The organism is Gordonia sp. (in: high G+C Gram-positive bacteria), assembly GCF_049647785.1.
Taxonomy (GTDB): domain Bacteria; phylum Actinomycetota; class Actinomycetes; order Mycobacteriales; family Mycobacteriaceae; genus Gordonia.
The window spans coordinates 1-10661 of sequence record NZ_JBARYI010000036.1 but is presented as its reverse complement, the minus strand read 5'-3'; the positions used below and the strand labels follow the sequence as shown (position 1 = coordinate 10661).

Genomic DNA, 10661 nt, shown 5'->3' with positions numbered 1-10661 from the left:
CCACGCGGCATGTCGCAACGCAAATCAAAACCGTCGACGTCTAAACGGGTAGTTCCGCGTGCTGGCGGAGTTGGCCATCGGACGTCAGCTCTACAACAGTGTCCAAGCCCAGCTTGTCCAAGAAGGCGAAGTCGTGGCTCACGACAATCAGTGCTCCACGGTAGGTGTTCAGGGCCTCGGCGAGTTGGTCGACGCTGGCAATGTCGAGGTTGTTGGTCGGCTCGTCGAGGATCAAGACCTGCGATGGGGGTTCGGCGAAGAGGAGCTTCGCCAAGCAGACGCGGAACCGTTCGCCGCCCGACAACGTTGATACCGGGCGGTCGGCGGCCGCACCGCGCAACAGCAGACGCGCCAGGTGATTCCGGATCGTCCCGGAATCGGCATTCGGTGCCACTGCCTGCACGTTAGCGACGGCACTCGTGTCCTCGTCCAGGCCGTCGAGCCGCTGCGACAGATAGCCGGCGGGCTCGGCGAGAAGCGTTCCGCGGGGACGTCCCGGAGTGGGCTCCGCGCCGGTGAGCATCTGCTCGACGAGGGTCGTTTTGCCGGACCCGTTTGGTCCGACGATCGCGACCCGTTCGGGCCCTTGCACGACGATGGTGCGGGTGCCGTCGGTGAACTCGGCGATCCGCCGACTGCGCGGCACAGCGGGGTCTGGGAGGTCGAGGTTGATGTGGTCGTCGTCGCGGACCCGGGCGTCGGCCGCGTCGAGTGCCGACTGCGCGGCGTCGACCTTTTGGTCGAGCCCGGTGCGCAGGGAGCCTGCCGAGTTTTGGGCCGCGTTGGCTCGCATCCCCTGAATGATCTTGGGGAGTCCGCCTTCTCGCGCGGTCTTCTTCGCGGTGCGCTCCCGTCGGGCGAGTTTAGTTTCGGCCTCGATACGCTGGCGCTTCTCCGTTTTGAGAGTCTGCTGGGCGGTCCGCGCGGCCTGGATGGCGGCGGCCTGCTCCCGCTCGAGATAGGCCATCCACTCGCTGTACGGTCCGCCGAAGGTCTCCACGCGGCCGCCGTGCAGTTCGGCAGTATTGTCCATCCGCTCCAGCAACTCGACGTCGTGGCTCACCACGATCAGGGTGCCGGGCCAGTCGTCGACCATGGTGGCCAGGCGGGCACGCGTTGGGCGGTCGAGGTTGTTGGTTGGTTCGTCGAGCAGGGTCACTGCGGTACGGCGCAGCCGTAGTCCGGAAACGGCCACCAACATTGCCTCGCCGCCGGAGAGCTCGGCGACGCTGCGGTCGAGGTCGGCGGCGGAGAACCCGATGTGGCTGAGGCTTTCGTCGGCCCGGGATTCGATGTCCCAGTCGTCGCCGATGGTGTCGAAGTATTTCGGGTCGGCGTCGCCAGCTTCGATGGCTCGCAGCGCTGAAATGACATCGCTGATCCCCAGAAGATCGGCGACAGTCGTGCTGGCGGTGAGGGTCAGATCCTGGGGGAGATAGCCGACGTCGCCCGATACCTCGATCCGGCCGGACGACGGGGTCAGCACTCCCGCAATCAACTTCAAGAGGGTGGATTTACCGGAGCCGTTCCGGCCGACCAGGCCTGTGCGGCCCGGGTTGAATGCGCCGTCGACCCCGATGAGGGCGGTGCTGCCGTCGGGCCAGGAGAACGAAACATCGTGCAGCACAACAGATGCCGTGGAATGTGGTGCGGACATGGAGAGATCCTTTGAAACAAGCGAGAGGGAATTGGACAGACGGGTGCCGTGGGCACAGCGTCAGATTCTGTCGACCTCAATCTCCATAGCGGCCACCCTACGGGAGTGACCGCGGCGCGTCACGCGAGTTTTCGGCCCGCCACCGCCCCTTTTCTGTCACGTCGACGGGGATCGAAACCGCACAACCTCACCGATCGGGCTGTTTCGTGATGGTTGGGTCGTTTTGTGACAGAAAAGGAGGAAGGGGGTTAGGGGTTTTCGGAGGCGACGGCGGCGGTGTTGACCTTGGTGAGGACGGCGTGGAGTTCTTCGAGGAGGGGGAGGTCGCCGCCCAGGGCGTCGACAACCTGCTCGGGAATCTTCAGTGCCTGCTTACGAAGGTCGTGGCCCTTGGTCGTCAGGTGGATTTCGACGCTGCGCTCGTCGTTGTCGCTGCGTCGACGTTCAATGACTCCGTCGGCTTCCAATCGCTTGAGCATCGGCGAGAGGGTGGCTGAGTCGAGTTGCAGCAGGTTGCCGATCTCCTTGACCGGAAGCGGTGCGTGTTCCCAAAGCGCGAGCATCACCAGGTACTGCGGGTGAGTCAGCCCCATAGGTTCTAGTAGTCGTCGGTAGACGCGAAGCACCGAGCGATTGGCCAAGGCGAGAGCAAAGCACACCTGGCGTTCCAGCAGGAGGGGGTTCCCAGTGATCGCGGTCATGCGACCAAGTCTACGCGGAACTAAGTAGCGCACGATCGAATCGTGTACTAGATTGGACGATATTGAATAGTGCACGATCTAAATTCAGAGTTGCCAAACTGGGAGTGGGAACCAATGAGCGTTCGACCGAATCTGATCGAGTGGATCAAGTATGTCTACGGGGCGGCGCTTCCCGAATCTAAACGCGAATGGGTCCGCAACGACCTGACCGGACCCATGGCTGTGCCGCGTCACCTCATCCGCACGCAGATCGCGTTTTTGCCGCTTTACCTGGCGATGTACTTCGCCTTCGACGGGGCGGTGTGGATCCGACTGCTGATGGTGCTGCTCGCCGTGCTGCTGGCAGGAATCTTCTCCGCCTCGTACATGCAGCAAAACCGGGTGGTCCGGCTCCGGAAGAACGGACTCGGCGACTCTCCGCTTACCGCGCGTCAGCGAGTCCTCGCCGATGCCGCCAAGATCCGGTACGAAGAGGTCTACGCGGCGCGACGCACGTAGGCTGGCGCTCCTCGATGGGCTCCGCTTACTCGGAGATCGGGGGAGTGGAAATGTCTTGGGGATCGGTCAAGGACTGTTCGTAGTCGGCGCGCTCCGATGAACCGGCCACTGCCGCAACCTGATTGGGGACAGCAAAGCGGAGGACGCGGTCGCGGAGGGATTGCGGCAGAATGCCCGAGACTGCGACCAGTGGTCCGACATTGCCCGGTACCCACACCTGGAAGCGGCGAGATCCGATCGCGGATACGACAGCCGAGGCGACCTCGCTCGGGGAGAGAAGTTTCACCGAGCCGGAAGCGGTCCCCGCGGCGAGCTCAGTATCGACCACCGTCGGCATGATGACGGACAAGTCGACGCCCGAACCGCGCAGTTCTTCGCGCACGCCAGTCAGGTAGCCGAGGACGCCGTGCTTGGTGGCGGCGTACGTCGATTCGCCGGGAGGTGCCAACCGCGAGGCCGCCGACGCGACCGTCACGATCTGCCCGCGCCCTCGCCGGCGCATGGTTGGTGCGGCCAGTCGTACGCCGCGGATCACGCCGAGCAGATTCACCGCGACCATCCGCTCGGCAGCAACGGAAGGTTCGGCGTCGAACGGGCCAACCCACATCACGCCAGCATTGTTGACCAGCACATCAATGGGGCCCAAGTCTTGGGCGACCTGGTCGAGGAACGTGCTGAAAGAGGCATCGTCGGTCACGTCCAGGGCGTAGCCGCGAGTGCCCGAACCGAGTTCGGTTGCCGAACGCTGGGCGGCCTCGGCGTCGATATCGCCGATCGCGACGTGGGCCCCACGGGCCACCAGGTCGGTCGCGATGGCGAAACCAATACCGCGGGCCGCGCCCGTAATGGCGATGGTGGAACCGGCGACGTCGACCTGCGGCGGTTGCTTCAGGAAGGGGATGCGCATGGTGGTTAGTCTTGTCCTTTCGGTCGGGAATGCGAAAGCCGCGGGGCTAAACATCCTCCGGTGCAATAACCTCGCGGGGCGCGAACCAGCCGAGGAAGATGGCACCGGCGAGTAGCACCGAACCGAGCACCAGGCAGGCCGTCTGCAGCGGCGGCATGAAGGCTGCGGTGGCTCCAGCGGTGATCTGGTCAGCGAGGGCAGCACCCTGCGGCGGCAGTTGGCTCGCCACTTCGACCGCCCCGGCAAGCGAACTTCGCACACCATCGGCGGCCTGGTCGGCGGCGGCGGGGTCGACGGCCGACAACTGCGAGTGCACCAGGTCGGCGGTGCCTTCGATGCGCTTGGAGTAACCAGCGGCAAGCAGGCTTCCAGCGAGGGCGATACCGATGGCCGCGCCGAGTTCGCGGGCAGTGTCGTTGACTGCCGACCCAACCCCCTGATTCTCCAGCGGCGTATTCGACATGATGGCCGTGGTGGACGGCGCGGTCGCCAGGCCAATGCCGACGGCGCAAATGCCGAGCATGGTGCCGAGCTTCCAGTAAACGTCGGCGTCGATGATGCCGATAGCGAGCACGCCCAGCGCGGCAATCGCGATACCGGTGGCGAGCACAAACCGCAGCGAATCGAACCGCACGGCCACCCAGTTACCGATCATCGCGAAAACGCCAACACCAATCACCATCGGGAACAGTGCGACCGCCGACTTCAGCGCCGAGTAGCCAAACACCAACTGCAGTTGCAGAAGCAGCAGATAGAACACGCCGAACGAGGCAAAGAACTGCAAGCCGACCGACAGTGATCCGGCCGCAAAAGCGCGGTTGCGGAACAGGTCGACGTCGAGCAGTGGGGATTCGCGGCGCTGCTCAATCAGGATGAACGCGCCAATCAAGATGACGCCACCGATGAGGCACAGCAGGATCAACGGATCAGTCCAGCCGCGGTGCGGGGCTTCCAAGAGCCCAAAGACGACCGCCGCGATCGCCGTCATAGAAGTCAGCGATCCGACAATGTCGAACGCCCCCGGGTGCTCGTCCTTCGAATTGCCGATCGTGAAAGTCAGCAGCAGGATCAGCAGGGACGATGCGGCGAAGGTAATGAATACCGAATGCCAGTGGAAGTACTCGAGGAGCACCCCGGTGACGAAGAATCCCAGAATGGCACCCGCGCCGGCCACGCCCGCCCAAATGCTAATGGCGATGGCCCGCTTCTCGCGCGGCACGCCCGCGGTGATCAACGACAGGGTTGCGGGCATAATCATCGCCGCACCGACACCGGCGATGAGCCGAGTAATGATGAGTTCGGTCGGGGAGTCGACCCAGATGGCGGCGAGGGAGCCCAGGCCGAAGATGATGACGCCAACCATCAGAATGGGACGCCGCCCGAAGCGGTCGCCGATGGCGCCCGCTGGCAGGAGGAGTGCGGCCAGCACCAACGTGTAGCCGTCGATAATCCACGTCATTTGCCCGGTCGTGGCACCGGTGGCGCGGGCAATGTCGGGGAGAGCCGTGTTGAGGGCCGCCATCGCGGCGACCACGAGGCTCACGGCGACGCACGCGACCAGAATCAGCCAGGCGGTCCGGAAGGTCGTGCTCGATTCGCCGGTGCTTTCGGGCTCTGCCGCGGCCTTTTCGTCACTGGGAGTTCTTCCGACACGCATCGTTAGTTCATCGCCTTCTCTTGTAACTTATGACACATTAGTCACACGGACAACAAATCACGTTCGAGTGAAAGTTGATCAAACATGACTGCCAACCAGCTCTCATCGCGTTCCCAACAGGGCCGAATCCACATCTGGCGGTTGCTCGCCATGGTCGCGGTCCTCATCGGAATCATGACCGTTCTCCTGCTGATAGCAGCAAGCGCGGTCTGACCACTCCGATCAGACCGCGCTCGCGAACTCACAGTGAACTATCCGGCGTACTTCTCGACCACAGCGCCCACCGGGACGAGTGCGTCGACAACGTAATTCTTGGCCTTGCCGCGAATGCTCTTGTACGCCTTCGCCAGCACTGACGGCGCACTCTCGGCCTGGCCATCGGTAACAGCCAGCAGGCCCTCGGCGACAGCATCGCCATTGGCTGCCAGGTGATCACCGAAGGCCACACCGGCCGGCTTGGAATCCCAGAACGGCGACAGGGCCGTCAGGAAGTCCGGCAGCATCTTGCTCGTCGCAGTCTGAACCACACCCGGCTTGAACTTCGATGCGGCACCGTAGGCGGCCTTGATGGCGGTGCCCGACAGCCCGGACTGCTTCTTCACCTCCGCGTCAATGACGTCGGCGAAATCGGACGCCATGGCTTCGCGGTTGGCGTCGAGTGAGGGCAGGAGGGAGGCGGTCATTACGGCCTTTCGTCAGGATTTGATGAAGACGACATTGCCCAGGGCCGGTGCATCGTCACGATCGACGATGGTGGTGGCCACAAGCAGTCGATCGCCATCTTCCCAGGCTCGGACCCGCAATGTCTCACCGGGGAACACAACTCCGGCAAAGCTCACTCCGTAATCTGCGACCGCAGCCACGTCACCGGCGAAAATGTCGTCGACGACGGCCCGGCACACGCTTCCGTAGGTGCACAGACCATGCAGAATTGGGCGCGGGAAGCCAGCATTCGACGCAAATTCAGGGTCGCTATGCAACGGGTTGCGGTCGCCACACAGGCGGTACAGCAGGGCCTGATTGGGGTGCGTGGGAACGAGGATCTCGTGATCGGCGCCGCGATCAGGCAGATTCACCTTGGTAGACGAACCGCGGTCGCCGCCGAAGCCGCCCTCACCCTTGGCGAAGATCGACGAGCGTGCGGTCCACAGCGGGTCACCCGCAGCGTCGACGGTCACCGACTCTTGGATGATGACGGCGGCCGAACCCTTGTCCTGCACCTCAGCGATCTTGGTGCGGGTGGTCGCCGTGCCAGATGCGGGCAGCGGACGATGCACGCGCACCTGCTGGGCACCGTGCACCACCTTCGACAGGTCGATGTCGACACCGGGGAACACCACCTTCGGTGCCTCGGTGGCGTTGAAGGTCGCGGCGACCGTTGCGAACGACGGCAGCACCTTGGGGTTCACGTCGTCGACATACTGCAGGCCGACGGTGTCCATCGGGTCGTGCGCACCGCCCACGGCGAGGTTGTAGAGCGCCACCTCGCGCGGGGTCCACGAGAACGTGGTTTCGCCGAGGTCAGCGCCTACGGCAATCGAGGGATCGATAGGCATGTCAGGCTCCCGTCTTGGCGGCTGAGGCGTTCTTAGCCTTGTCGGCGGCGTCCAGGGCGGCGAGGTAACCGAAGACCATGGCGGGTCCAATGGTGGCGCCGGGGCCAGCGTAGGTGTGGCCCATCACCGGTGCGCTGGTGTTGCCCGAGGCATACAGACCGTTGATGATGCTGCCGTCGGCGCGCAATGCACGACCGGCGACGTCGGTGTTGATGCCGCCCTTGGTGCCGAGGTCGCCGGGGACCATGCGGCACGCGTAGAACGGGCCTTCATCGACGACGCCGAGGCTCGGGTTCGGCTTGTTGTTGATGTCGCCGTAGTAGTGGTCGTACGAGCTTTCGCCGCGGTGGAAGTCCTCGTCGACGCCGGTACGAGCAAAGTTGTTGAAGCGGTCCGTGGTGGCCTTCAACTTGTCGGCGGGCAGACCGGTCTTCTCGGCGAGCTCGTCAAGCGAGGCGGCCTTGATGACGGCACCGGACTTGAGCCAGCTCTTCGGGAGCGGCTGGCGTGCGGTGAGGCCAGCGAACAAGTAGCGGTTGCGGCAGCGCTGATCGAAGATCAACCAGCCGGGCACATTCTCGCCCGGGCCTTCGCCCTGACCGAACTTGCCGCCGTACATCTGGTGAACGGCCTCAACATAAGGCAGCGACTCGTTCATGAAGCGCTCGGCGCGCTCGTTAACGATGAAGGTGCCCGGAACCGAACGCTCCGACAAGGCAAACCAGGGGCCCTTGGGCAGCGGGATCGTCGGACCCCACCACGAGTCGTCCATCAGCGAGACAGCTGCGCCGACCTCCATGGCCGCGTTGATGCCGTCGCCGGTGTTCGACGGTGCGCCCGTGGTCCACTCGGTGCCAATCGGGGCGCGCTGATACTTCGCGCGCATCTCGGCGTTGTGCTCAAAGCCGCCGCTGCCGAGGATCACGCCGTAGCGGGCGTTGATCGTCGAAGCCGGAGCGTCTTCAGTGCCGCCGATCTTGACGCCAACGACGTCACCCTTGTCGTCGGTCACCAGACCGGTCAGCGGGGTGTTGAGGCGAATGTCGACGCCAGCCTGACGGCAGCCCAGCAGGAGTTCAGCGGCGAGAGCGGCACCCATGGCGATCATCTTCTTGCCGCGCAGGCGAGCCCAGAAGAAACGCATGCCGACCTTGGCCATGCGGACCGGTCCGCGCCAGTTGCGCATGCCGGTGTTGAGCCAGCGGTAGTCGGACTGCAAGACCACCATGTTCAGCGGGGCCTTGGTGTACTGCGGGTGCAGCGTGTCCAGGTCGGCACCGAGAGCGCGGGCGTCGAACGGCTTCGGCTCCACCGAGCGACCCATGGCGCGACCGCCGGGTGCCTCCGGGTAGTAGTCGGAGTAGCCCTTGACCCATTCGAGCTCGAGCGGCGAGTGCGCGATCAGGTAGTCGAGGGCCTCGGGGCCGCGATCGATGTAGGTATCGATGCGGTCGGCGGGCGCGGCGTCGCCGATGATGGCGTGCGCGTACTTGCGGGCCTCTTCGGGGGTGTCCTGGACGCCGTCGCGCTTCAGCACCGAGTTGTTCGGAATCCAGACGCCACCGCCCGAACGGGAGGTGGAGCCGCCCCAGTAGGGGGACTTCTCGATCAGGACGGTCTTGAGTCCCTTGTTGGCGGCAGTCAGTGCGGCGGCAAGGCCTGCGCCTCCGGCACCGACGACGACGACGTCGAACGTTTCTGCGTTCGAGTCAGCGGTCGCTGACTCTTGTGCACCCGGTTCTGCGGCGGCGGTCATATTGTTCCCTTCGGTCTGCGCTCTGCGTGATCTCCACGCAAAAGTAGAACGTGTTTCACTTCAGCCTAAACTAGGACACGTTCTTACTGAAAGTGCATGGTCGCGCATCTGGCGACCACTCATCTGCAACGATCCCGCTCCGTGGGAGATTCTGTCAACTTGGCGGGTACACGCATCGACGGTAAGTGGCGGTTATGCCCGCGCGGTCACCAACCAGCAGTAATTGGGGTGCGCGACAACGCCGTCGACCATGCTCGTCGCAATGTCGGCGCGCATCCGTGCCAGCGTCTCGTCGTCGACATCGGTATTTCCGGTCGCGCCGATCACCGACAGTCGTTCCTCGATGCCGTCGGTGGTGGTGCCATGGCCATCCGGAGTGCCATAAGTACTGACGAACTCGAACCGATCAATGACAATGTCGTGCCAACCGGCGTCGGACAGATAGCCCCGCAGTAGATCGGCGTCGGCAAAGGCCATCGGCCCCGGAACTCCCGAAGGTGGCGGGTTCGGGGCCAGGATCCGAGTGCCCAACGTGAACATCAGATTGGGTTGATCGTCGCGCCAGCAGACAAAGGTCATGGTGGCGCTGGGGGCGGCGAAGCGCCGCAGGTTGGCAAAGGCGGCGGTCGGATCGGCGAAGAACATGACGCCGAAGCGGGAAACAAGTCGATCGAAACCCGCACCGACGTACTGCGATAGGTCGGTGGTTTGCCCATCGCCGAGAACAGTGATCGCCTGCGGAACACGTCGCTCGGCCACCCGGAGCATTTCCGGTGAGATGTCGACCCCGACGGCCTTTGCGCCCGCGTCGACAGTCGCCTCCAGTAGGGCACCGGTACCGCAGCCGACATCGAGCACGGTGCCCGCGAGATCCGCGGTTGCGACGATGGCTACGGCGGCCGGTGCCAGAATCTGGTCGAAGAGTTCTCCCTGTTCAGCCCAAGTGGTCACGGCTTCATTAGAGCAGGGAACTCACATGCCCGCCGGTGGGATGGCGATACAGATGGCAGCACCCATCGGATCCTTGAACGACGCGAGCACGCCGTAGGGAGTGTCGTCCGGTGGCATCAGGAGTGACCCGCCGAGTTCGCTGACCTGGGAGAGGGTTGCGGCAACGTCGGCGACGGTGACGTACACCTGCCAGAACGACGGGTGGTCGTCGCCCATCATGCCCGCAGCGTCCATGAGTCCGGCCGTGCCTTCGCGGTCATCGCCGCTGCCGACCATGATTTGGGCGTACCGTCCCGGACCGGCGTCGCCGCCGCCGATCTCTTCCAGTTCCCACTCGAAAACCTTGGGGTAGAAGTCTTTTGATGCGTCGTAGTTCATAGACATCTCGTCGAACCAGTAGGGCGTCCCGACGTCGCCCCGTTCGACGAATCCGGGGTGCGTCCCGGCCTGCCAAATGCCAAACACGCCGCCGACCGGATCGGCATAAACGGCCATCGTGCCCATGTCGCCGACTGCCATCGGTGGCACTAGAACGCCACCACCAGCGGCGGTGACGGCTTCGGTGGTGGCTGCGGCGTCATCGCTGCGGAAATACACCGACCACACATTGGTGGGGGAGGTGTCGCTGCCTTCCATCGGCATCAGGCCGGCAACCCGATTGCCGTTGGCCTGGAAGTTTCGGTAGCCGCCGAACTCGGCGGCGGGTTCTTCGGTGGTCCAGCCAAAGAGGGTGCCGTAGAAGTCGGTGGCGCGGTCCACGTCACTGGTCATGAGGTCGAACCAGACGGGGGCGCCGGGAACTGCGGAGTAGGCGGGCATGACGATCTCTCTTTCGATTGCGTGGCATTCGCGGAAATGGATGTCGGGTCCAATCCTTGTCGATCACGGCGGACGTGTCGACGGCAAATGCGTAGTTTCGCCCCGCCCCGTCGTTCTCGCATGATGCGTCGATTCCCGCACTATGTCAGACGTAGTGCG

At 64.1% G+C, this 10661-nt stretch carries 11 protein-coding genes; 2 read left to right on the top strand and 9 right to left on the bottom strand.

What is annotated here, in order from left to right; all coding sequences use genetic code 11:
* Nucleotides 1–40: 40 nt before the first annotated feature.
* Together WBA38_RS05670 and WBA38_RS05665 are read right to left on the bottom strand one after the other, a co-directional pair.
* On the bottom strand, nt 41–1657 hold the full coding sequence (locus WBA38_RS05670) for an ABC-F family ATP-binding cassette domain-containing protein (protein WP_424322279.1): 1617 nt from the start codon (nt 1655–1657) through the stop codon (nt 41–43).
* Between the two features lie 248 nt (nt 1658–1905).
* Nucleotides 1906–2358, bottom strand: a complete 453-nt coding sequence (locus tag WBA38_RS05665) for a MarR family winged helix-turn-helix transcriptional regulator (RefSeq protein ID WP_424296164.1) — start codon at nt 2356–2358, stop codon at nt 1906–1908.
* 114 nt (nt 2359–2472) lie between these two features.
* Between WBA38_RS05665 and WBA38_RS05660 the strand changes: the two genes are divergently transcribed.
* Nucleotides 2473–2856, top strand: a complete 384-nt coding sequence (locus WBA38_RS05660; RefSeq protein WP_424322278.1) for a DUF5313 family protein — start codon at nt 2473–2475, stop codon at nt 2854–2856.
* Nucleotides 2857–2881: 25 nt separating this feature from the next.
* On the opposite strand, the gene WBA38_RS05655 is transcribed toward WBA38_RS05660, so the two are convergent.
* Nucleotides 2882–3763, bottom strand: coding sequence for an SDR family oxidoreductase (locus WBA38_RS05655; protein WP_424322277.1), 882 nt, complete (start codon nt 3761–3763; stop codon nt 2882–2884).
* Between the two features lie 46 nt (nt 3764–3809).
* A complete protein-coding gene (locus WBA38_RS05650; RefSeq protein ID WP_424322276.1) occupies nt 3810–5420 on the bottom strand; it encodes an MFS transporter in 1611 nt (536 codons plus the stop codon).
* An 84-nt stretch (nt 5421–5504) separates the two neighbouring features.
* On the opposite strand from WBA38_RS05650, the gene WBA38_RS05645 reads away from it, so the two are divergent.
* Nucleotides 5505–5633, top strand: coding sequence for a hypothetical protein (locus tag WBA38_RS05645; protein WP_424296156.1), 129 nt, complete (start codon nt 5505–5507; stop codon nt 5631–5633).
* 38 nt (nt 5634–5671) lie between these two features.
* Here WBA38_RS05645 and WBA38_RS05640 read toward each other — a convergent pair whose 3' ends face one another.
* The 5 genes from WBA38_RS05640 to WBA38_RS05620 all read right to left on the bottom strand — a co-directional run bounded on the left by WBA38_RS05640 (nt 5672) and on the right by WBA38_RS05620 (nt 10502).
* Nucleotides 5672–6103 carry a DUF6918 family protein gene (locus WBA38_RS05640; protein WP_424296154.1) on the bottom strand — a complete coding sequence of 144 codons (432 nt, stop codon included), beginning with the start codon at nt 6101–6103 and terminating at the stop codon, nt 5672–5674.
* 12 nt (nt 6104–6115) lie between these two features.
* A complete protein-coding gene (locus WBA38_RS05635; RefSeq protein ID WP_424296153.1) occupies nt 6116–6976 on the bottom strand; it encodes a MaoC/PaaZ C-terminal domain-containing protein in 861 nt (286 codons plus the stop codon).
* 1 nt (nt 6977) lies between these two features.
* A complete protein-coding gene (gene kstD, locus WBA38_RS05630) occupies nt 6978–8732 on the bottom strand; it encodes a 3-oxosteroid 1-dehydrogenase (RefSeq protein WP_424296152.1) in 1755 nt (584 codons plus the stop codon).
* A 192-nt stretch (nt 8733–8924) separates the two neighbouring features.
* Nucleotides 8925–9683: a class I SAM-dependent methyltransferase gene (locus tag WBA38_RS05625; RefSeq protein WP_424322275.1), complete on the bottom strand. Its 759-nt coding sequence runs from the start codon at nt 9681–9683 to the stop codon at nt 8925–8927.
* A 21-nt stretch (nt 9684–9704) separates the two neighbouring features.
* Nucleotides 9705–10502, bottom strand: a complete 798-nt coding sequence (locus tag WBA38_RS05620; protein ID WP_424296149.1) for a VOC family protein — start codon at nt 10500–10502, stop codon at nt 9705–9707.
* Between the last annotated feature and the right edge of the window lie 159 nt (nt 10503–10661).